General features: G+C 35.5%; 14 protein-coding genes and 1 pseudogene. 6 read left to right on the top strand and 9 right to left on the bottom strand.

Annotated elements, in window-relative coordinates:
• The 6 genes and pseudogenes from IGB25_RS05835 to pdxA all read right to left on the bottom strand — a co-directional run bounded on the left by IGB25_RS05835 (window position 1) and on the right by pdxA (window position 7,793).
• Window positions 1-1,383 (bottom strand): M23 family metallopeptidase, encoded by a 1,383-nt coding sequence (locus tag IGB25_RS05835; RefSeq protein WP_211066560.1) that lies wholly within the window; start codon window positions 1,381-1,383, stop codon window positions 1-3.
• 391 nt (window positions 1,384-1,774) lie between these two features.
• Window positions 1,775-4,003, bottom strand: coding sequence for a patatin-like phospholipase family protein (locus tag IGB25_RS05830; protein WP_211066559.1), 2,229 nt, complete (start codon window positions 4,001-4,003; stop codon window positions 1,775-1,777).
• A complete protein-coding gene (gene uvrC / locus IGB25_RS05825; RefSeq protein WP_211066558.1) occupies window positions 4,004-5,797 on the bottom strand; it encodes an excinuclease ABC subunit UvrC in 1,794 nt (597 codons plus the stop codon).
• A 282-nt stretch (window positions 5,798-6,079) separates the two neighbouring features.
• On the bottom strand, window positions 6,080-6,280 hold the full coding sequence (rpmF, locus tag IGB25_RS05820; RefSeq protein WP_211066557.1) for a 50S ribosomal protein L32: 201 nt from the start codon (window positions 6,278-6,280) through the stop codon (window positions 6,080-6,082).
• A 3-nt stretch (window positions 6,281-6,283) separates the two neighbouring features.
• On the bottom strand, window positions 6,284-6,817 hold the full coding sequence (locus tag IGB25_RS05815; protein WP_211066556.1) for a DUF177 domain-containing protein: 534 nt from the start codon (window positions 6,815-6,817) through the stop codon (window positions 6,284-6,286).
• Between the two features lie 80 nt (window positions 6,818-6,897).
• A pseudogene (gene pdxA / locus IGB25_RS05810) lies at window positions 6,898-7,793 on the bottom strand (4-hydroxythreonine-4-phosphate dehydrogenase PdxA).
• A gap of 268 nt (window positions 7,794-8,061) precedes the next feature.
• On the opposite strand from pdxA, the gene IGB25_RS05805 reads away from it, so the two are divergent.
• The 4 genes from IGB25_RS05805 to IGB25_RS05795 all read left to right on the top strand — a co-directional run bounded on the left by IGB25_RS05805 (window position 8,062) and on the right by IGB25_RS05795 (window position 17,465).
• The gene (locus tag IGB25_RS05805; protein ID WP_211066555.1) at window positions 8,062-8,655 is read left to right on the top strand and encodes a riboflavin synthase; all 594 of its coding nucleotides are present in this window, start codon (window positions 8,062-8,064) and stop codon (window positions 8,653-8,655) included.
• Between the two features lie 154 nt (window positions 8,656-8,809).
• On the top strand, window positions 8,810-12,370 hold the full coding sequence (locus tag IGB25_RS05800) for an FG-GAP-like repeat-containing protein (RefSeq protein WP_211066554.1): 3,561 nt from the start codon (window positions 8,810-8,812) through the stop codon (window positions 12,368-12,370).
• Entirely contained in the window at window positions 12,367-15,861 is a 3,495-nt protein-coding gene (locus IGB25_RS14830) for a GEVED domain-containing protein (protein ID WP_247653717.1), read from the top strand. Before IGB25_RS05800 ends, IGB25_RS14830 begins: the two co-directional genes overlap by 4 nt.
• A gap of 20 nt (window positions 15,862-15,881) precedes the next feature.
• A complete protein-coding gene (locus tag IGB25_RS05795; protein ID WP_211066553.1) occupies window positions 15,882-17,465 on the top strand; it encodes a T9SS type B sorting domain-containing protein in 1,584 nt (527 codons plus the stop codon).
• Window positions 17,466-17,579: 114 nt separating this feature from the next.
• Here the strand turns inward: IGB25_RS05795 and IGB25_RS05790 are convergent, their stop codons facing one another.
• The 3 genes from IGB25_RS05790 to IGB25_RS05780 form a co-directional block, all read right to left on the bottom strand.
• Complete coding sequence (locus IGB25_RS05790) at window positions 17,580-18,779, bottom strand: IS4 family transposase (RefSeq protein ID WP_211064494.1); 1,200 nt, start codon at window positions 18,777-18,779, stop codon at window positions 17,580-17,582.
• 376 nt (window positions 18,780-19,155) lie between these two features.
• Complete coding sequence (locus tag IGB25_RS05785) at window positions 19,156-20,205, bottom strand: NAD(P)-dependent alcohol dehydrogenase (protein ID WP_211066552.1); 1,050 nt, start codon at window positions 20,203-20,205, stop codon at window positions 19,156-19,158.
• Window positions 20,206-20,306: 101 nt separating this feature from the next.
• Complete coding sequence (locus IGB25_RS05780) at window positions 20,307-21,437, bottom strand: endonuclease (protein WP_211066551.1); 1,131 nt, start codon at window positions 21,435-21,437, stop codon at window positions 20,307-20,309.
• A 260-nt stretch (window positions 21,438-21,697) separates the two neighbouring features.
• Here IGB25_RS05780 and IGB25_RS05775 point away from each other — a divergent pair, with 260 nt between their 5' ends.
• Window positions 21,698-22,231, top strand: coding sequence for a GEVED domain-containing protein (locus tag IGB25_RS05775; RefSeq protein WP_211066550.1), 534 nt, complete (start codon window positions 21,698-21,700; stop codon window positions 22,229-22,231).
• A complete protein-coding gene (locus IGB25_RS05770; protein ID WP_211066549.1) occupies window positions 22,210-25,149 on the top strand; it encodes a fibronectin type III domain-containing protein in 2,940 nt (979 codons plus the stop codon). The genes IGB25_RS05775 and IGB25_RS05770 overlap by 22 nt, the downstream gene beginning before the upstream one ends.
• Window positions 25,150-25,232: the final 83 nt, after the last annotated feature.

The raw sequence follows: 25,232 nt of genomic DNA, 5'->3' as shown, positions 1-25,232 counted from the left end.
TTAATTACAATCTGGATTAGAAATAGTTATTGATTCGTCTTCTGTGGTTAAATTTCCTATATAATCTTCAGGGTTTTGTAAACCTTGGTCATTTTCAACTTTAATATGGACATGAGATTCTGTAAAACCTTTTGCAATAGCTTCATCGAGGTTTCCTGAATCTCCTTGGTAGCCTATAATGTCTCCAGCACTAACAGAGCCGTTAGCTCTATTGTTTTGCTGTAAGTGAAAATACTGAATCTTAGTGCTTACACCATCAACATTAGCAAAAAGGACAACAACCCAACCTGCTCTATTTAATTCATTTGGCGACAGGCTTGCAACTCCATCATACATAGCAAAAACAGGTGAACCAAAAGAATTTAAAACATCTAGACCTCCATGCTTTTTTTTGTTTGGTTGTCCTTGGCATCCACTGCCATTTCTTGTGCACCCAAATAGGCCTCCTTCAATACCAGATAAATTCTGTTTAGCTACTTTAGGATTTTTGACAGGGTCTTTATCGCAAGGGACCTCAACACAACTGCCATCTATAGCTTCTACAAAACCATTAGGACAAATACATTCATCACTACTATTTTTTATTTTAATTCCTGGACAAGGCTCATCTGGCTCAACACAATTACCATTGTTGTCCTTAATTTTTCCAGGCGGGCAAGTGTCCTCATTAGTATCAGTTGCTGGTGCTGAGGGTTCTGTTGGGGTTGTTGGTATTGTAAAACCGCCATTACCATCTTCAGGCTGATTAATAAATTCTGGTAGAAAAATTATAGTTATGCTAGCAGAATCCTTTGGTGGGTCTGCAACTATAACTACTTCATCTAACATTCCTCCGTCAAAACAATTTGGATCGTCAGGACAGTCACCACTCTTACTATTAAGATCTAAAATATTCAAATCTAAATCAGAAGTCGCGACATCATAGTATTTTGTGTATAGATTGTTTTCAGCTTCAAAGGCTGATAAAAGATTACCGCTTAAATCTGTTATCATAATACCACCAAAAAAGGAACTACTCGTTGCTTGGTCATTTGGGAACATATGATAGGCAACTGTTTTTAATTGGCTGTTAATGTTTAAAGAAAATAACCGAGAATAAGCATTTGGTATATCAGTTATTGCTGGTGTAACAGTGATTTTGGCATTAGAGTTTACAATACTTATGCTGTCATTATACTCAAAATAAGGTGTAAGCCAAGCTTGGTCACTTTTGGCGTTTTGAGAAAAAGAATTATAGTATTGTGCTATATCTTTTGAACTTACGCTTTTTAGGTCTAATGGGTTTTCATTTTGAGTGTCTTGAAACACATCGTCTTTTTGACAACTTATAAAACAGATTGAAAAAACCATAAAAATTATAAATAATTGAATTTTATTTTTCATTACATAAATGGATATTTGATTAATATTAAGATTTAAAATTTACAACTTAATCTTTAACCCTAAGTGTATCCAAATATCCAATAAGTAAATTTATATGTACAAAATAGAAACTCATTCTCGGCTTCAAAGTAAAGTAATCTTTCACCACTTTGTTTGCTACAAGTGATAGCTCTATAGCTCTGTAGCTCATATTAATGAATAAGTTACTAAATTAGTCAAAAAATTTTTAAAACAAAAAAATATGGTTTATAAAATTGTTTTTTTATGCTACCACATTAGGTGTTAAAGATAAAAACACCGTAAAACAACTTTAGTGTTTGACAATGGCTTGGGGATTCGCGATGAAATATTAAATATAAATATTTATCGGATAGCCCTAAAATAGAGGTGATTAAAACCAGTAGCCTAAGCTAAAAAACCAATGACTATCTCCTGTTTCTGGCGAGTATGAATATTTGACGTCAATTGGACCAAAGATAGTTTTGCAACCGTAACCAATAGCATAGCCACTAAATTCGGGAGAGCTAAACCATTCGCCATCTGAAAAAATATCTTCTGCGACATTGGCATAATTGGCACTTAAAATCAAGTGGTTTTGAGTGTAAAAATTGTAATCAACTTCTATCATACCTTTCATATAACTATTGGCAGAAACACTAAAAAAGTCGTAACCGTAAAACGGTCTGAAATTATTGATGGTTTTATTGCCATAGCCACCGAGAAAAAAATTAAGACTACTGACATCTTCTTCACCTAGTCTAAAGCCTAACTCTGAAGAAAAACGAGTGGTTAATTTTTCCAATGGCGTTGTAACATAACCGATTTGACCTTTAACTATAGAAAACTCACTGATTCCATTGCTGTTTAAGTCATTAAAATAAAAGTGAAAATCTCCGCTAAAATATACTCCTTTGGTAGGAAAAAACTTATCGTCAAAGCTATCAAAGTCAATATAAGTATATGCACTCAATAGATTAGAGTCTTGAATAACGGTTGCATTATCGGTGTTGTTTTGGTCATCGATAATTGTTTCTGTTTTGGCGTTAATGTCTTTTTGTTCAAAACCAAGTCCGAATCTAAAATCTTTAAAGAGGTAAGTTTCTATATAAACTTGGTTAGTAAAATCATCTATTTTGAGATTAATTTGGTTAACATTAAAATCACCAATGTTTGAATTTTCTTGAATAAAGTCAAAATCAACATTGTCATCAAATTGATTGAAACTCGATTTTAGACCGATACTCCAATATTTTCCTTTATCGATAAAATAATCAAAATTATAGCGAATATTATCACCTAAGATGAGGTCAAAACTTGTGACGTCGTTGGTTTGAAAAAGGCTTTTGTGAGTGAGATTAACCAACAACCCACTTTTGTATAAGTCATCATAATGGGTCATGAGTTTTATAAAAGTTTTGTTTTCATTTTCTTCAACTTTAATGATTAAATTTTGATTGTTGTTATCTGATTCGATATTATAGGTTACACGATTAAAATTTCCAGTGGCTGATAAATTATTCAAACCATTATTTAAATCATCGTAAGCGATTTTTTGTTGTGTTTCTATTTGTAGTTTTCCCCTGATATAATTTCTTGGAAAGGTTTTGTTGCCAATGATTTGGATACCGTCAATGTAAATAGAATCAATAATTTTTACAGGTTTTTTTTCAATTTTAGGATGATTTTGAAGTGATGCGAGTTTTTCAAGTTCAGGATATTTTTCTATGGTCGCAATAAGACCTTCATTTATTATAGTTTCGCCATCTTCAAAAGACATTACATTGAAATTTCTAATATCAGGTCTGATATAAACATCGGTTTTTTGTCGTTTGGTTTTCATAGCTTTAATGGTTCTAAAGTTACTAACCTGAGTCATGATTTCTAAACCGCTTTTAAGTTTTTGTCGAGGGTATAAACTATCCTGTACATCAACGCCAATGATGTAGTCCATGTTTTTGAGTTTTAATTTTTCAACGGGATAGTTGTTGACTACACCACCATCGCTAAGTAGTTGTCCATTTATTTCTACAGGTCTGAAGAAGGTTGGTATGGCACCGCTGGCAGAAATAGATTGAGCAAGATTGCCGTGGTCTAAAACAACTTCTTGTCCTGTTTCTATGTCAGTGGCAATGCAAAAAAAAGGAATTTTGAGTTCACTAAAATCATCGGTTTTTACGTGCTGTGTAAGTTGAGCCAATAAATTGTAAATATTTTGTCCCTTTGAAATTCCAGTGGGAAGTGTTAGACTGAAGTTATCAAATGGGAATGAAATTGCATATTTTTCAGATTGTTCACGTTCATAAAAGGTTTTAGCGTCACGTGGTAATTCATCCCTGATGAGTTTGGAGAAATCGGTTTTGCTAAAAATCGAATCTAATTGTTTTGCGTTGTAACCTGACGCATAAAGTCCGCCAATAATCGCACCCATACTTGTGCCAGCAATGTAGTCTATCTTTACGCCACTTTCTTCAATCATTTTTAAAGCCCCAATATGGGCTAAGCCTTTTGCTCCGCCACCGCTTAATACCAAGCCTACTTTTGGGCGAATTGTGTCTGTTTGAGCTTGACTGCACAGACTTATGTAGATAAAAAATATAGAGATGTATAGTTTTAGTTTCATTTAGTTTTCAGAAAAATAATCTTTGATTAGTTTTGTTTTGGCTTGACCAACAATTTTTATCAATTGTTCTTCATTAGCGGTTTTTATGCGTTTCACAGATCTGAATTCTTTCAATAAATCTAAAGCTGTTTTTTGCCCGATCCCTTTGATGTTTTCTAATTCGGTTTCTATGGCTTGTTGGCTTCGTTTTTGACGGTGAAAGGTGATGCCAAATCTGTGGGCTTCGTTTCTTAGTTGTTGAATGATTTTTAAACTTTCAGATTTTTTGTCTAAATATAGAGGAATACTATCGTTTGGAAAATAAATTTCTTCTAATTTTTTGGCGATTCCTATGATTGATATTTGTCCTCTTAAACCTAATTTGTCAAGTGCGTTAACAGCAGAAGAAAGTTGACCTTTGCCACCATCAATCACGATGAGTTGTGGCAGGTTTTCGTCTTCTTCTAAAAGTCTTCTATAACGTCTAAAAACCACTTCTTCCATAGAGGCGAAGTCGTCTGGTCCTTCAACGGTTTTGATATTAAATTTGCGATAATCTTTTTTTGACGGGTTTCCGTTTTTAAACACCACACAAGCGGCAGCAGGATTGCTGCCTTGAATGTTTGAATTGTCAAAACACTCGATATGTCGTGGCTCTTTAGGTAATCTCAAATCTTTTTTCATTTGTGTCATCAAACGTTTGGTATGTCGTTCAGGGTCAACGATTTTCATGGTTTTAAATCGCTCTATTCTAAAATACTTGGCGTTGCGTTGAGATAAATCAATTAGTGCTTTTTTGTCGCCTAATTTTGGAATCACCACTTGCACATCTTCACCAAGGTTGACTTCAAAAGGGACATATATTTCTTTGGATTGCGATTCAAAGCGTTGGCGAATTTCTACAATGCCAAGTTCAAGTAGAGTTTTGTCGTCTTCGTCAAGTTTCTTTTTAATTTCAATAGTATGTGATCTGATTATTGCTCCGTGAACGACTTGTAGAAAATTGACATAACCAAAACTTTCGTCAGAGACAATAGAAAACACATCAACATTACTGATTTTTGGATTGACAACAGTAGATTTGGATTGATAACGCTCAAGGCTTTCTATTTTACGTTTGATTTTTTCGGCTTCTTCAAATTGAAGATTTTCGGCTTTGTCTTTCATTTGTTGTTTAAAGGCTTTTAGCGAACTTTTAAAATTACCTTTAACAATTTGGCGAACCGATTCAATTTGACGGTTATAATCTTCTTCGGTTTGATAAGCTTCACAAAGTCCGAGACAATTTCCTAAATGGTATTCTAAGCAGACTTTATATTTTCCTGCTTTTATTTTGGTTTCTGATAAATCGTATTTACAAGTTCGTATTTGGTAGAGACCTTTGATGAGACCGAGTAGGATTTTCACAGTTTTTAAGCTAGGAAAAGGTCCATAATATTCGCTACCGTCTTTGATGACGCGTCGAGTCAAAAAAACTCTTGGAAATCTTTCGTTTTTGATACAGAGCCAAGGATAAGTTTTATCGTCTCTAAGCATGACATTAAACCGAGGGCGACGAGTTTTGATAAGATTGTTTTCTAAAAGTAAGGCGTCAGCTTCAGAATTGACTACAATATGTTTGATGTTGGTTATTTTTTTAACCATGACTTCAATCCGTCTGGAATCGTGAGATTTTGTAAAATAGGAATTGACACGTTTTTTAAGATTTTTTGCTTTGCCGACGTATAGTAGTTTTCCGTTTTTGTCATAAAACTGATAAACTCCAGGGTTTTCAGGTAGGGTTTTTAATGTCAATTCTATGTTATTTGAGACCATATTTAAAAATCTTTGACTAAAATAGTTAATATCTTTAAGATTTTAATTTATTTTCCTTTTAAAATATAAGTGTTTATGATAAAATTAATTAATGTATAATACCGAATGTTATTTTGAATGTCTCATAAAAGTTCTTTAAAATATATGCTTGTATTCTACCTTCATCTTTTTATTAACGATATTATTCATTCAAATTGTTAAAAATGTATGATATAAACAAAAAAAACTCCGTTTCAAATCATATTCTGAAACGGAGTTTGAAGTAAAATTTTATAGGTGATATTACTCTATTCCAACATCTTCGGTATTGTCAATTAAAACTTGTCCTCTGTAGTATAATTTACCCTCGTGCCAATGTGCTCTGTGGTAAAGATGTGCTTCACTGATAGTTGGATCTGTGCCAATTTGAGGCATTTCGGCTTTAATATGCGTGCGTCTTTTATCTCTACGCGTTTTTGATGTTTTTCTTTTAGGATGTGCCATAACTCAATCTTTTAGTAATTTTTTTAGTTTATCCCAACGTGGGTCTGTTTCGTTATTTTTTAAATCTTTTTCTCTATCTATGCTATGATGATTTAATTTTTCAAGAATCTCAGAATCTAAAGTACCATCTTCTACTCCAGGGTGTATTTTTTTTTGAGGTATTGACAAAGCTACACATTCATATATAAATTGTTCAATCTGAAAATCATATTGTCCGTGTGGAATAAATAATAATTCCTCGTCAACTTCTTTATATTCGTCTCCAAATTTTACAACTAAATATAAGCTGTTTTCAATGGGTAAATCAAAATGTTCTAAAGTCAAATCACATTCTACTTCAACTTTACCTTTAATATGAAAGTCAAATTCAAGATGTGTATTTTTCTTAATCAAAGTAACCTCAACTTGAATATCTGACTTTGAAAATTCTTGGTAATCAAACTCTTCAAAGAACGTGTTATTTATCTTATATTCAAATTGATGTTTACCTTCTTTAAGCCCTACAAAATGAATGGCATAATCTTCAAGATTCAACATCACTACATCAATTTTGAGCTTGCAAATATAAAAAATATTTATAAACTATAAGGATTAAAACTTAATTTTATGGCACGTTTTTATTTAATTTTTAGAGGGTTTTTTGTCAAACGCTTGTATTCTTCTCGGTTTTTATAAATTTTAATAGCTTCAAAAACCGCTTGAGTAAATGAGTTTGCATTTGCTTTGCCTTCGCCAGCAATGTCAAATGCTGTACCGTGATCTGGTGAAGTTCTGATGAAATTTAAGCCTGCCGTAAAATTTACACCTTGTCCAAATGATAAGGTTTTAAAAGGAATTAAACCTTGATCGTGATAAGCGACAATAATGGCATCAAAATTTTTATAATTTTTGGATCCAAAAAAACTATCTGCCGCATAGGACCAAAAACATAATGTTCGGTTTTGTTGATTTCTGATAGGGTTGGTCTGATGATTTCGTCGTCTTCTTTGCCAATTACACCATTATCGCCTGTATGTGGGTTGATACCTAAGACAGCAATCTTTGGAACATCTATTTGAAAGTCCTGTTTTAAAGATTGTTTTACAGTCTGAATTTTTTGTTTAATCTGTGCTGGTGTGATATGTTTTGAAATATCTTTAACGGGAATGTGATCGGTTAGTAATCCAACTTTTATTGTTTCAGAAACCATAAACATTAAAGCCTTGCCACCAAATTCTTGTTCCAAAAAATCAGTATGACCAGGAAAGTTGAAGTCATCTGCTTGGATATTGTTTTTATGAATCGGTGCGGTGACCAAAACATCTACTTGTTCTGTTTTAACGGCATTAACTGCAAGACGTAAGGACTTTATAGCAAATGCTCCAGCAACTTTATGTTCTTGACCAAATTCTATTTTTGGATTGTTTTTCCAAGCATTGACCACGTTAATTTTTTTTTCTATTGCTTTGTCAGGCGAGCTGATACCTTGAAATCGTAAATTCAATTTAAAATGTCTTTTGAGAAAAGACAACATTTTAGAATGAGCGAAAATTACAGGTGTGCAAAACTCCAACATCCGTTCATCTTCAAAAGTTTTTAGAATAATTTCTGAACCAATACCATTGATGTCGCCAATGCTAATGCCAACTTTTGGAAGTTTATTTTGAGAATGTGTAGTTTTATTTACCATAAGTTTTGAAGTCAATGAAAGCTAAATAAAAATTAATGTATCGTTTTAAAAGTGTTATACTTTTTATTTCAATTAAATTTGCTGGGCAAAGATAATTAAATAAATCTGCAATATGTTTACAGGAATCATAGAAGAAATTGGTCAAGTCATTAATATTGAAAAAGAGGACACAAATATTCATTTTGACATCAAAGCAAATTTAGCAACCGAGCTCAAGATAGATCAAAGTGTTTCACATAACGGGGTTTGTTTAACCGTTGTTTCAGTTGATGCTTCAAAAAACGCTTATCGTGTAACCGCAATAGATGAAACTCTCAACAAAACCAATTTAGGAACTTTAAAAGAAGGAGGTTATTTAAACTTAGAACGCGGGATGAAACTTAATTCTCGTCTTGACGGTCATATAGTTCAAGGTCATATTGACCAAGTCGCAACTTGCATTGAAGCTGATGAACAAAATGGCAGTTGGATATATCGGTTTGAATATGATATCGAACAGAAAAACCTTACCATAGAAAAAGGTTCAATCACTATCAACGGCGTGAGTTTGACAGTCGTCGATAGCGATATCAATACCTTTAGCGTCGCTATTATACCTTATACTTATGAGCACACAACTTTTAAATATATAGAAAAAGGCGATACTGTAAATTTAGAATTTGATGTGATTGGGAAGTATGTTAAAAAATTAGTGCTACTAAAATAATTTTTACGATTATAAAACAAAACTATTTATCAAATACTTAGGTATTATGGAAATAAGTTTTAGGAAAAAACATCTAATTTTAACAAAATTCATTAAAAAAAATTATAATATTGTTTTCTTAATTTTTATTTAATATTCTTTATAAAATTTTCACATGAAAATTTATAGTTACATATATCTAATAATACTTGTTTTATTTACAAGTTTAAGTTTGCATGCACAAAACGATGATGAAGATTGTAATATAGGTCTTGATATCCATATTGCCAACGACGTATCAGGTTCAGTAGATGCTGAAGAATTTGAACAATCAAAAAATTTCATAGGTGAATTGGGGTTGTCGTTTTCTAATTCTTTAGGGTTAGAAGATACAGAGACACGTATTTCAATAAGTAGTTGGTCAGGTGTTGGTGAATATGAAGATTATGATTTTCCTATAGCTGGTCCAAATTTTACCACAGAAGTTTCAGATATTGTAAATTATACAAGTTCTCCTAAACCTTTTTCTGGTTCAACAGATCTTAGTGGTGCTCTTATCAGTGCATTTAATTCAATAATTGAAAACCCAATTCCTGGTAGAAATGTGCCAAAAGTTATTATAATACTAACAGATGCATCTTGTGGTCAGATATCACCTAATATTGTTAACACTGCAACGCAAATTAAAAATCAAGGTGTTACCATCATTCTGCTTGCCGTTGATGCTTCTGCAACTTGTGACATATTGACGGGCACTAATGTAGCTTCACCAAATGGCTATTTTAGTGCAGATAGTTATGCAGAATTACAAAATAATGCTATTAGTCTTATACAGAGTATTACTCAAGTAGGTTGTGAAGCCGATCCACCAGATTTGTCAAATGCATTTGATTTAACTATAAATCTGACAAATTATGAGCTAACTAATTGTAATCCTGGACCACCAATTGGTGTTGTAGATTTTACAATTACTAATAATGATTTTCTAAATGACTTTAGCGATATTCTAAAAATATCTTTTTATGATGGTGACCCAACCTTACCTGGTACTCAATTTTTATTTACAGAAAATTTAGGCACACAAAATATACCTTCAAATGGCGGGACATTTACCGCATCTATAAGCAATCAAATATTTCTTAGTGCAACTGAACTATATGCAGTAGTTAATTTTGATGGTAGTATCCCTGGAAATCAAGTTCCTTTACTATTTTCTAATTTGCCTAATCAGGTTGAAATTGATACTGAAGAAGAGGTAGCAAACAATATTTCGAACCCTATAAATAGAATAGATGAAGGAGATTGTTCAGAATTTGCTTATATTGATGTTCAGGTTACTAATCTTGGTGTGGGATGCGATAGTCAAGTATTTTATACTGTAGAAGTATGTAATATAGGAACAGGCAATGCTATAATGGGTGTGTCTGATATCAATCATATACCACCTGACGGTTTTAATTTAGTAAGCATTTCTACAATAGGAGACAGCCCCTTTATAATAGATAATGCTATTGGTCCAGAACAGATAGTTTCCGAAAATGAAAATACAGATTTAAGAGATATCTATGCCGCTGATATCGACGGTGACGGTGATATGGATGTGTTATCAGCAAATATCACTGATGAAAAATTAGCTTGGTATGCCAATGACGGTACTGGTAATTTTGGAGCACAACAGCCTATTGCTTCTAATATTGGCACAGGTAGAATTATACTTGTAGCCGATATTGATAACGACGGTGATATTGATGTCATTTCTGGTGGTGATTTCCCCAATGAAATATCGTGGTTTGAAAATGATGGAGCAGGAAATTTTATTTCACAGCAGATAATTTCTTCAGCATTAAATTTACCTGAAGATATTAGAACTGCTGATGTTGATGGCGACGGTGATTTGGATGTGCTGGTCGCATTTTTTGATGACGATACAGTGGCTTGGTATGAAAATGATGGTGCAGGTAATTTTGGTTCGCAACAAATTATTTCATCCAATGCAGATGGTGCCATGTCTTTAGCAGTTGGTGATATTGACACAGACGGAGACTTAGATGTTGTATCTATATCTTCAGAAGATGATAAAATTGCTTGGTATGCCAATGACGGTACAGGAAATTTTGGTGCAGAGCAATTCATTACAGTCTCTCAATCTACTGATGAAGAAGTTTACATTGCAGACATAAATGGCAACTCATTGATGGATATTGTAGCAACTGGAGCTAATCAAATCACTTGGTTAGAAAACGACGGTAATGGTAATTTTAACCCTGAGGTTGTTATCAGCAACGCCGTTAGTTCTGCTCAATCAATTTTTCCCGCAGATTATGATAATGATGGTGATATAGATATTTTATCTTCTTCTGGCACATTTACTGCTCAGTCTAAAATTAGTTGGTTTGAAAATGATGGTAATGGTAATTTTGGTGCTGGACAATTTATAACTGAATCAATTAATAACCCACAATCTGTATTTCTTGCAGACTTTGACGGAGATGGTGATTTAGATGTGCTTTCTTTTTCAACTTCTGAAGATAAAATTATCTGGTATGAAAATTTAGTCGTGACTAAACTTCCTGCTCAAACTTGTTTTACTCAGCAATTAGTCTATGATATTAGTGATATGCCACCTGGTGATTATGATTATAGTGTTGGAATAACAGCTATAGCTGATGATGGAATCGCTCCTTTTGTTGTAATTACCCCAAACACAGATTTTACTGTTGGAAATCAAACTGGCTTAGACGGGTATGATGGTACAGCTAATACTTCAGATGATCTTTCTTTTAATGGGAGCAGTTCAGATTGTGTACCTGGTGAACAGGTTGTTGTAGATGTTTCATTGACTGGGGATGGAAGCTGTCCTGGAGATTTTAGCGAAGCTACTATAACAATCAATAACCAAAGCGGTTTGACCTTTAATAATACAATTTTAACTTTAGATCTTTCAGGAACAGGTTCTTTATTTAATGGTGAACCCTACAATTTAACCAATGGGCTAGCACTGGCAGAACCTAATATTTTTGATCCTGCTTATCCTAATGTTGCTAACGCATTATCTCAACAATCAGGGGCTAATTCTATTGCTATTTTTAACTTAGCTGGTGGTATTTCAACATTTAATGTTGATATTATGTTAGGAACTGGTGTAACTACCTTATCTGCAGAAGTATCTCAAATACCAAATACTGTAAATAATACGGGCAACGCCATTGGTTTTGACAATGTTACCGCAGGTCAAATCCCTATTATAACTGGAAATTGTCCCACTAATGTTACTATTAATGATACCAATATTGTATTAAATTTTTCAGTGTCTAATGCGATAACTATAAATTGGACTTCTGGCTCTGGAGGAAACTTTACTAATCCTTCAACCGCATCAACATCCTATATCATCAATGATGTAGATAAAGCAAATGGATTAGTAAACTTATTACTCGAAGCTGAGTCTTCAAGCGGATGTGCTGAATTTTTCAATTGTCAAGTTAATATTACTGGAGGAATCTTTGACTATGGTGATGCTCCAATTTCTTATGATCTTAACGAAAACAGCCTCCTGTTGCCGCTGGAGCACTTATTAACCCTGATGTGTACTTTGGATCGATTCTACCAAGTGATGAACTCACTAATCAACCCACAGCAGACGCTACTGGTGACGGTGATGAAGAGGATGCTATTTCTTTGTTTTTATACACATCTCCTACAGCTGGTGGAACTTTTACAGTTGATGTTGGTGTGACTAATAATGAGAATGAAACAGTTTTTAGCTATGGTTTTATAGACTGGAATGATGATGGAGATTTTATTGCAGATACAGATGAAAAATCCCAATTATTAACTATACCTGCTAATTCCGGATTTGCAACTTATCCTTTAACATTTAATGTCCCATCTAATTTTAACTCAACAATTGAAAATAAATTTTTAAGATTAAGATTGAGTACTGATGAATTATCGGCTGGTACAGCTTTTGGGAATGCACCTAATGGTGAAGTTGAAGACTATTTGATTGTTGTTAATGAAGAAGGTTGCTCAGTTTTAGAAGATGATATATCAGACCCTGAACCACTTAGTGTATGTATTAATACTTTTGATGGTGATTTAAGCGATGAAACCGCCACATTCGATTTAAGTCAAAAAATAGATGAAATCACTCAATCTAATAATGATTTAGATGTTTTATTTTTTGAAAGCCAGTCAGATATTGATAATAACAATCCTATTTCACCAATTGATAGTTATGTCAATACATCAAACCCTCAAACATTAGAAGTTAAAGTGACTAGTCAAATTACAGGTTGCGAAGCATTTACTAATTTATCACTCACAATCAATAATTTACCCCAATTACCTAGCCAACTTGAGGATCTACAAAATTGTGAATCGTCTAGTAACGGAACTTCAATATTTAACTTAGATATAGTTGGTTCAGATGTGTTAACAAATAATCCCAATTTTGACGCTACTTTTTATGAGTCTCAATCTGATGCTGTAGCTGGAGCAAGTGCAATAACTAATTCAGCAAGCTATACTAATTTGTCTAACCCTCAAACCATTTGGACACGTGTAGAAAATCAAGATAATCCAGATTGCTTTGAAGTTGCTAGTTTTGACTTAATAGTAATTCAACAACCTCAAATTATTCAGACCATTGCTTTAGAAGAATGCGGCGATTTCACCCTAACCCAAACTTTTGATTTAACCGAAAACAATGTGAGTAGTTTAGGCATATCAAACCCAGCAGAAACCCAACTCACCTATCACAACACCCAAGCCGAAGCCGATATAGGAGACAATCCCATACCAGATCCTGCCAACTACCAACCTGCAAACAATCAAGAAACGATATTTATCAGAGCCGAAAACATCAACAGCTCAGATTGTTTTTCTACCGACAGTTTTACCATTGAAATCTTTGATGTAGAGATATTACAACCCGACGATTTAGGTTTATGCGACGACGGTAGTGGCACAGGTACAGCCACTTTCAACCTCACAGAAAACAATTTTGTGGTACTAGGACCTAACCAAGACACCACGACGCATTCTGTGAGTTACCACGAAACCCAAGCCGACGCCAATGGCGGGTCAAACCCCATTCCAGATCCCACGGCTTACCCTAACACCAGCAACCCACAGACCATATGGGTTAGAGTGCAGAACATTGGCGATCCAACAAACTGTTTTGAAATAGCGAGTTTTGAGATATCGGTAACCGATTCTGCCCCAGTGAACCTAACCCCACCAAACATCGTAGAATGCGACGATGACAACGACGGCTTTTTCAACAACTTTGATTTAAGCAGTCAAGACGATGTGATAAGTTTAGCCAACCCTGATGTTCAAGTCAGTTATCATTTAACCCAATCAGATGCTGAAAATAACGTTGGAGCCTTGAGTTCGCCTTATTCTAATGTGGTAGAAAGTGTTCAAACAATCTATTTTAGAACCGAAGACATCAACAACAGTTGTAGCTTGGTCAGCAGTTTTGAGTTGCAAGTAGTCGATAGTCCAATACTGACACCAATAGAAGATCCTCTATCGGTATGCGATGACAATACAGACGGCTTTTTATTTTTTGATTTAACACAAATAGAGCCCGAAGTCTTAGGCAGTTTAGACCCAACAAACTTAGACATCACATACCACTTGAATGAAACTGATGCCGAGACTGATCAAAATGAAATAGCCCAACCGACGAACTATCAAAACACGAGTAGTCCACAAACCATTTGGGTACGGGTAACCGACACGAGCAATGCCCAAAATTGCTATAATATCGAGCCTTTTGATATAGAAGTCCTGCCATTACCAGAGATTATCAACCCCGAACCCTTAGCCGTTTGTGATGATGAAACAGGCGGAGATTTAAGCGATGAAATCGCCACCTTTGATTTGAATGATAAGATAGATGAAATCACCCAAGGCAATAATGAGCTAAACGTAGAGTTTTTTGAAACCCCAACTGATTTAGCCAATAACAACCCGATAACACCAATAGACAGTTATGTCAACCTTATAAATCCCCAAACGATAGAGGTGAAGGTAACCAGTCAGACAACAAGTTGCGAAGACTTTACCACTTTAACTTTGGTGGTTAATCCTGTGCCGAGTTTAGCTCCAACTTTAGAACCTTTAGAGGTTTGTGACCCCGACAATGACGGCTTTGCAGAATTTGATTTAGATGCCGCTATTGCAGATATTCTAAACAATGAACCTGAGGTAACAATTACTTTTCACTTGACCCAAGCCGATGCCGACTTAGGAGTCAATCCGATAGACACCACACAGCCTTTTGGAACAAACAACCCCAACCAACAAACCCTTTATGTCAGAGCGGAAAACACAGGACCAAACGGCGATGATGGTACAGGTTGTTATGATACACGTCCATTAGATTTGATTGTAATCCCCAGTCCAGAAATACAAAACTTAGAAGACTTAACACGCTGTGATGATGAGACTGCAAATGGCTTTGCGAGTTTTGATTTAACCCAAAACACTCCAGAAGCTCTCGGCAATCAAGACCCGACAAACATACAAATCACCTATCACGAGACCCAACAAGACGCCGAGGATGGCATCAATGCCATAGCCGTACCGAGTAATTACACCAATATCACCAACCCACAGATTATATATGTGCGTATAGAAAACACAGCAACCGGCTGTGTTGACTTATTTGACTTTACAGATGATACCAATAATAGTTTTACACTAACGGTAGAACCATTACCAGCCATTACCGCACCAAGTGTGTTAGAAGTTTGTGATGATGATGCTAATCAAAATCCATTTCCACAGATTAGTTTTGATTTAACGGTCAAAGAGGCAGAGATAGTCGGACAAACGGTAGTTCCAGCCAACTTACAATTCACCTATTATGAAAGTCAAGCCGATTTAGACAATGACAACCCGATAACTGATCCGACGGACTATACCAACACGAGTCAACCGCAAAGTATTTTCATCAAAGTCGTTGATACAGCTACAGAAAATCAATGCTTTGATACGGTAATTATGACCATCAGCGTGTTGCCATTGCCAAGTCCAAGTGAGACCGACCCCGATGCTCTGAGATTAGAAGCCTGCGATGATAACAATGATGGTGTAGCCGCAGAACCATTTGATTTAACCCAAAGCGGAAACCTGATAGCTGGATCAGAAAATGTCAGTATCAGTTATTATCTCAACGAAAGTGGTGCAGAAAATGAAGATGCAGAGACCTAATCACCACACCCGATGCTTACGTGAATGATCCCAGTTTAAACGAAACCGATGCCAATGGCAATCCGACCAATACACAAATCATTTATGCGAGGGTGGACAATGCCGTTGCGGGTAACTTCTGTTTTGTGATAGTTCCCTTTGAGATTGTGGTGCATCGTGCTCCAGTGCTCAATCCAAACGGCAATCCTTTTGCTTACACTTTGTGTGAGGACGACGATACCAATCCAGGTGTAGCGACTATATTTTCGACTCAGGACATCACGGACAACCTTTGGGATTTAACGAATGGCGACAGTGATGTCATCATCCCACTTTTAGACCCCAATATCACGCCAGGTCAAAGCATAGAAGATTTTACAGTGAGCTATCACTTAACGGAGCAAGATGCCGAAGATGGAGTGAATGAAATATCAGCAGGCTATCAAGCTAGCGATGGAGAAATATTATTTATACGAGTAGAAAACACCACAACAGACTGTTTTAATACGGCAGGAATCGGTCAAGTAGAAATGCAAATCCAGCCAAGACCAGCTATAGCCAATACCAACCCAGATGACATTGTGGTTTGTGCCGATGCCGTAGGTGCATCTGGTGTAGCCACGATAGATTTAACCCAACAAGATGTAGCGGTTAATCCAAGTTCACCAGCCAATACAATGGTAGTGTATTATGAAGGCATGATGAACTTTAATAATGCCACACCAATAGACGACCCAACGAATTATCAAACCAGTCAAACGCCACAGACAATCATAGCCGAAGTGGTCAATACGCAAACCTTGTGTGAGTCGAGTCGTTTTTTAAGTTTTGATATCATAGTCAATGCCTTACCCAATGTAGATATCAGTGGATTTGATGGTGCGATAGTTTGTATAGGACAAGACGGTGAATTGATAGAGAATGCAGACTCACCACCAATAATCGATACAGGATTAGACAGTGCAAACTTCAGTTTTGAATGGACTTTTGAAGGCACAGCATTGCCAGATACCACACCGAGTATAGAAGCAGATCAGCCAGGCGTTTACACCGTGACTGTAACCAACAACGCCACAGGTTGTGTAGGCACAAGCAGTGCAGAAATCATAGAGAGCAATCCACCGAGTTTTGAAGTCACAGTGTTATCGGCATCATTTAGTCAAAGTTATGTGGTAGAGGTCAGCAATATAGTTGGTAATGGCAATTTTGAATTCCAGTTAGATGATGGAGAATGGATCAGTTTAGAGCCAGGACAAACCACCTTGGTATTTAACGCTGTAACCCCAGGCACACATATAATAAGAGGCAGAGAAGAAGGCGGTTGTGGAGAGCAACAAGTGAGTTTTGCAACGATAGATTTCCCACCATTTTTCACACCCAATCAAGATGGTTTTAACGAAACATGGAATATCACAGGATTATCTAATCAACCTAACGCAAAAATTTATATATTTGACCGCTATGGCAAATTGCTCAAACAACTCAGTCCTGGCGGAATAGGTTGGGACGGAACATTTAACGGCAAAGCCATGCCATCACAGGATTATTGGTTTAGAGTAGAGTTTATAGAACCTACAACAGGTAGTCCAAGCACTTTTAAATCACATTTTACGTTGAAGCGATAAGTTACTTTAATAAAAATTATCATTGTTGTCCGATAAAAATCTAAATTACTAAAAAAATCTTTTGTATCGCCTAATTTCACTGTGTAGCTTTAGTATTTTAAAAATAGAACCTCCTTATGGGTCAAAAAGGCTTAATTGACCTATATTTTTTGTTGTAATATCTTCCCATTTTGCTTCTGGATTTTTAAGGAATTTGAACAAATCAATATAGGTCATTAAATGATATCGTATCACGGACATCATATTAGAATATGCCCATTTTCTTTCTGCTTTTCTCTGAATGACAAGCATTATTAGTTGTATGATTAAGCTGACCCATATCTGTATCTCGATGGCATTTTGATTATCTCCAAGAAAATACTTTAGCGGGAAGTTTTGTTTAAGGCGTTTGAACATAGTCTCGATTTGCCACCTGTTCTTGTAGATCTCGGCAATTTTATCTGCCTGAAGTTCATAATTGTTGGTAATGAACTCATAAACTTTTTGGTGTTTATCGTACCAAAAAGCTATTCTTCTAAGGTAAAATGGCTTACCGTCATTGTCTTTGAGTTCTATTTTTTCGTCCTTTAGGACAGCATCATCTACCGTGTCGGGAATATCAAACTCTTCAAGGCTTGTATAACGGGCATTGTCTTTTTGTCTGGTCACAAAGTAAATATTCTCTAAGGTCCATTTTTGGTATTGTTTATAATCCACATAACCTTTATCAAAGACGACATAAGAACCTTTCTTGAGTTCAAGATCCTTTAAAAAGGTATGGTCATGGGTTGCGGCATTTGAGAACTTTATCAGACAGGGCACATCTTCCATAGCATTTATCATAGTGTGCATCTTGATACCACCTTTCTTTTTGCCGTTGAGTGAGTTTCTACCTACACCTTTAAGAATGTCACTAAAGAGTGTTATAGTTGATGAATCAACAATTTTAAGGTCTTTTACAGCTGGTTCATAAGTTCTGCTGTCCGACAAAAATCGGTGGTAACGTTTATAGAGTAAATGGTAAATATCAGCAAATACTGATGAGCTTCTTCTCCTGTTGGCGTCAGATAATGTGCTTCGCTTTGGGAAATCTTTTAGCCCCAAATGGTTGATTTTTCCTTCACAAGCAAGCATAATACTCGATACTTCACGAAGCGAGCTACAACCACTAATGACAGTGAAAATCATAGTAACTAAATGCTCATAAGTAGTGAACTTTTTAGTGTATCTGTCGCTGTTATGCTTTTCGGCTGTCCGATAAACATCGTTGGGTAAAATAAAATTTAAAACCTGTTTGATAATGGGTTGACCGCTGAAATTTTTACTTTTGTTCATATCTCTTTTTTTTTGCGAAAGATGAAGATATAAAAAAGTGGGAAATCCTGTATTGGAAATCCCACTTTAAAATATTTTATCGGACACTAATGAAAAATTATAAAAAAACCAGCTTATTACATTACAGCTGGGTTTTTTTGGAGTTAAAAGGGAAGACTAATACTTACTTCAACGTGAGTTCGATTTATTGAAATCTGTAAATCATATAATTACATCTTTTTGTAAGCAAATTTTGTCATTTCGAACGAAGAATGAGGAGAAATCTCATCCTACTGAGATGTCTCGTCGCTCATGCTCCGCTTTATTGACATGACAAATGATTAAATATCTGTATTTTATATGAATATATTTTATTGGAATTTATATCGAAGTCACGTTACTTCAAACTCTCCATATCAATTACAAAACGATATTTTACATCCGAACTCGTCACCCTATCATAAGCTTCATTGATGTTTTGTATATTGATCATCTCTACATCACAAGTGATATTGTGTTTGCCACAAAAATCTAACATTTCTTGAGTTTCTTTAATGCCTCCAATCAAGGAGCCAGCAACACGTTTTCTGTTTAGAATTAAAGATGCACCGTGCAGTGGTTCAAGAGGTTCAATTGCACCGACCAAAACCATAGTTTTATCGCGTTTGAGCAAACCGAGATAAGGGTTCATATCGTGCTTGACAGGAATTGTGTTCAATAGAAAATCAAAACTATTGGCATGTTCCTGCATTTGTTTGTCATCAGTGGAAATTAAAACTTCGTGAGCTCCTAAATCCTTAGCATCTTGTGCTTTATCTTTGGAACGGGTAATCATCACCACGTGTGCACCAAGAGCATTAGCAAATTTAATCCCCATGTGACCTAAACCACCAAGACCAACAACACCGACTTTATCACCTCTTTTGACATTCCAATGGCTTAAAGGTGACCAAGTTGTGATGCCAGCACACAATAAAGGAGCGGTTGCTTTGATATCTAAATTTTCAGGAATATTCAAAACAAAATGTTCGTCAACAACAATTTGTTGAGAGTAACCACCAAATGTGTGTCCGCCCAGATGTTTATCATTGCCATTATAAGTGCCGACTGAGCCTTGTTCACAATATTGTTCTAAATCGTCTTGACAAGACGGACAAGTTCTGCACGAATCAACCATACATCCAACGCCAACGGTTTGTCCGACTTTAAAGTCTTTCACATCATCGCCAATGGCTTCTACTGTTCCTATGATTTCGTGACACGGAACGACTGGATATTTACTGCCACCCCAATCATTTCTAACGGTGTGAATATCGCTATGACAAACGCCACAGTATTCAATCTTTATTTTAACATCTTTAGGATTTAGTTCCCTTCGTTTAATTTCTAATTCTTTTAGCGGTGCATCAGAAAATTCTGCACCATAAGCTTTTATTGTAGTTGGCATTTTTTTATACAAAGTTATGATTTAATCAAGGAAAACTTAAAGGAAGTAATGGTTTAGCTTTATTTTAACTTTTAACATTAATTGCATCAAATATACCCTAATTAAGGTAAAATGATTTTAATAGTTTTATTTAAATTATGGTATTTTAAATTAATGATATAAACTCCAGAAAGCCATTGTTGAACTGAAATTTTATGATTGCTCTCAGATGTTATTCCTTTTAAAATAGGTTGACCAAAAATATTATAAACTTCAAATTTTAGATTTGAAATACCTTTGGAGTCAATATTTAAAAACTGACTTCTTACGGGGTTTGGATAGACAGAGATTTTTAAAGATTGAAATTCATCTGCACTAAAGTTTTCATCCCAAATAGCTTGTACATAAGTTGGGTTGTCTATAAAAGGATTTCGGTTATTCTGAAAGTTAAATCCATTTTCGTTTCGATCTAATTCTTCTTGAGACACAGGGTCAATGATATGCCAACTTAATAGTAAATCGATATACCAATCATCATAAAATTGATTAGAGTCTGAATTCAATATATTATCATTAGCATCAGCCCAGCCAGAGGTGTTAATCTCATCTTCATATCTAACAGCAAAATATAATAAAGCTCTTGCGATATCACCTTTAAACTCATCAAGAGGTTCAAATACATTTCCATTATATCCAGGAAAGACATTAGGACCACGTTTAGAACCGTTAAGTGTTGTTAAATTCGGGTTACTAACCTCTCCATAAGGAAGATTCCCGCGATACCCATTAACCTGACCGTCAGTTGGAAAAGTGGAATGAAAATCACTTCGCATTGGAAGTTGTTGATTAAATAAAGATTGAGGTAAGAGATGTTCCCTGTTATAACACACGCCTTCAGCATTAAAATTACCACATTGATCTACCAATAAACTATGATTATATGGATCTATACCATTTGGATTTTCTGAATAGATGTCTAACAAAAACCCATCATTATCAAAATTGGTATAATTGTCAACAAAACCACTATTAGTATTAGCATAGGCATTCCATAAATCTGAATATTGTTGTGGCGTGTGAAAGGGAAGACCACCACTATCATCAATATCATCAATTATATTTTTGAGTGCAGTTTTTAACTGAAACCCAGTAAGCCCTTGAGCACTTGAGTAGTATCCTTGAGGAGCTTGAGAATAGCTATTAAAAAGTGAAAAATTAAGTATTAGTATCGTTAATAAGATGTGTTTTGACATTAGTTTTAATTTTGGCAACAAATATCTATTTTTTTAAAAAAATTACGGCCTAAAAATTAATCAAATATGAGATATTTCTTAGACATTAGAGTTTCAATCTAAAACTATTTTGTGTGATATGCTTAGAAATTTTAATAGAAAAGATACCATTAAATCAATGAATGTTGTTAAAAAAAATAAATTATGTTAAAATAATTATGAAGTTTTTTTTTAATTAATTTTTTCATAAATTCAACGCCTAATTAAAAAACATTTAACTGATGAAAAAAATTATACTATTGTTCGGTTTGCTCGTAACGTGCTGGCAAATCAATGCACAATACTGCACACCAACTATTTCAGTAGGGTGTGTTGATGATGAAATAGATGATTTTACAATACCCAATGCAGGGTTTAGTCATCTAAGCTCAGGCTGTTCAGCCAATAGTTATGGCGACTTTACAGCTGATGCAACTTTAGAAATTGATTTATTAGCTGGTATAGCTTATAATTTTCAAATCGTTCATGGATATGGAAATCAGCATGTTAAGATTTGGATAGACTTTAATTCAAATCAGACTTTTGATGATACAGAAGTTGTTTTCACAAGTACAACAGGTTCTATTCAGACTGATGGTTCGATTACTATTCCTGCTTCAGCAACTCAAGGTGCAACTAGAATGCGAGTAGTTGATATTTGGGGTCAAGAACCAAGTGACCCGTGTACACCAAGTGGCACCGGGGTGAAACTCACGACTATACAGTCAATATCTTACCACCACCATCATGTCCCGTGCCAACTAATGTGGCTTTAGATGCGGTTCAAAGTCAAACTGCCGATTTTGTTTGGGACAATGTAGCACAAGCTACAAATGGCTATATATGGGAGGTTTATAATGCTGGAGATGATCCAGCTGTTGATACTCCAGTATCTACAGGTATTTTTGCTTCAGGGACTACTCAAGGTGTAGCAGATGGTCTATTACCTGAAACGGATTATGATTTTTATATGATTTCAGATTGTGGAGCAACTGATGGTCAAAGTGTTCGATCTCAACCCGTAGCTTTTAGTACGCTATGTGGTGTGTTTACTGCTCCTTACTTCAATGATTTTGAAACATTTCCTGTAACCACCAATCTCACAGAAGAAGATTGTTGGATTGAGGACTCTTCAGGTTCATTTGGTTGGGACGTTGGAACAGGAGGGACAACATCCTCAAATACAGGACCAAGTGGTGCATTATCGGGTAATAACTATGTATTTACAGAAGCTAGTAGTGGAACACAAGGAGATGAAGCTATATTGCTCTCTCCTTTAGTGGATTTATCAACTTTAGCTGAACCTGCTTTATCTTTTTGGTATCATATGTATGGTGCTGAAATAGGTACACTGGCAGTAGATGTTAAGACTTCAACTTCAGCTAATTTTGATTTAGATGTATTTACCTTAAGTGGAGAACAACAAACTGCAGGAACTGATCCTTGGATTCAACAATTTGTTGATTTGAGTACTTACGCAGGAGAAACCATTCAATTTAGATTCAGAGTAACAAGAGGCGATGATTTTGAAGGCGATGTTGCTATTGAAGATGTTTTAATCGATGAAGCTCTTCCGTGTTTTACACCTACAGGATTATCAGTTGTTAACGTAGGCAACGATTCAGTTAATATCTCTTGGGATGATACTCCATCAGCCATAGATGGATACGAAATATTGGTATTTGCTGATGGTGATGACCCTGATACAGATACGCCATTTGCAACGGCAAATGAACCAGCAGGAGTTACATCTACTACAATCACAGGTCTAACAGAATTAACAACTTATCAAGTCTATATTTTATCAGATTGTGGTGCTGTAGATGGTCAAAGTTTGTTGTCAAATGGTATAACTTTCACCACCCTATGTGATCCTTTTGTAGCACCATTTGTTGAAGATTTCAATACAAATGGGACTAATATTCCAAGCTGTTGGGAGCAAGCAGGCAATACTTCAAAAGACTGGTTGTTTACCAATCCACTTTCTTCTAGTCATGTTGGGGATAGTGGAACTTTAGGTGGTTCTACAGCTAGTGACGGTGGTTTGGCATGGGTAGATGATTCTTCTCCACACGTTTTAAACACAAGATTGCATTCTCCATTGATAGATGTTTCTTCTTTAAGCGTACCTTTTTTAAGTTTTTATTTGATCAGTAATAATGAAGGCTTTTCAAATGTTGATTTCAGAGTAGAAGTCTGGGATGGTGTAGCTTGGAATGAGGTGTTTTTCAGTAATTCCAATACTTTTAATGGAGAATGGGAGGAAATTCAAATAGAGCTTTCGACCTTGACTTTTACTGGAAATGCACAAATAGCATTCATAGTTGATGAAAACAACGGAACTGATTTTTACGATGATGTAGCTATTGACGACGTTAGACTTGAAGAGGCTCCAGCATGTCCCAAGCCTGGTAACATTGCAATTATTGATGTATTCTTCGATTCTTTAGAAGTGTCTTGGAATTCAGTGAGTAATGCTTCAAATGGCTATATATGGGAGGTTTATAACGCAGGAGATGATCCAGCTGTTGATACTCCAGTATCTACAGGCACTTTTGCTTCAGGGACAACACAAGGTGTAGCAGATGGTTTATTACCTGAAACGGATTATGATTTTTATATGATTTCAGATTGTGGAGCAACTGATGGTCAAAGTGTATTGACAAATCCTATCACGTTTACAACAACAGAGTTGTGTAGCTTACCATCAACTTTTGAAGTAACAAATGTTTTACCTGATTCAGCAGAACTAACTTGGACACCAATTCCAAATGCAATTAATGGTTACCTGTGGGCAATCTTTAACGCTGGTGATGATCCGGCAACAGCTACACCTGTTGTTTCAGGTACAGCTGCAAGTGGTGATACATCCGTCATAGCAACAGGACTTACAGATAACTCAGATTATGAGGCATATATTACCACAGATTGTGGACCGAGTGATGGTCAAAGTGTTCAATCTCAACCCGTAGCTTTTAGTACGCTATGTACTGTGTTTACTGTTCCTTACTTCAATGACTTTGAAGCATTTCCAGTAACCACCAATCTCACAGAAGAAGATTGTTGGATTGAGGACTCTTCAGGTTCATTTGGTTGGGACGTTGGAACAGGAGGTACAACATCCACCAATACAGGACCAAGTGGTGCATTATCGGGTAATAACTATGTATTTACAGAAGCCAGTAGTGGAACTCAAGGAGATGAAGCTATATTGCTCTCTCCTTTAGTAGATTTATCAACCTTGACTCAACCTGCTTTATCTTTTTGGTATCATATGTATGGTGCTGATATGGATACACTGGCTGTAGATGTTAAAATTTCAACTTCAGCTAATTTTGATTTAGATGTATTTACCTTAAGTGGAGAACAACAAACTGCAGAAACTGATTCTTGGATTCAACAATTTGTTGATTTGAGTACTTACGCAGGAGAAACCATTCAATTTAGATTTAGGGTAACCCGTGGTAATGGATTTACAGGTGATCTTGCTATTGAAGATGTATTAATCGATGAAGCTCCGTCTTGTCTAACACCAACGGGTCTCACAGTTAGTAATATCACAGAAACTACAGCAGATTTAAGTTGGAGTGTCATAGGCAATGCAACTTCTGGTTATAATTGGTTTGTATTTAATGCAGGAGATGACCCTGATGTTGATACCCCAGTAGCGAGCGGTTCTACGGCAGAGGTGTAACTACTGTAAATGTTACTAATTTACCGAGTTCCTCATTTTTAGAAGCTTATATTCAATCAAATTGTGGTGCTACAGACGGTCTT

It is taken from the genome of Flavobacterium sp. CS20 (assembly GCF_018080005.1).
Lineage (GTDB): Bacteria > Bacteroidota > Bacteroidia > Flavobacteriales > Flavobacteriaceae > Psychroflexus.
The sequence above is the reverse complement of the archived record's forward strand: the minus strand, read 5'-3'. Positions and strand labels throughout refer to the sequence as shown.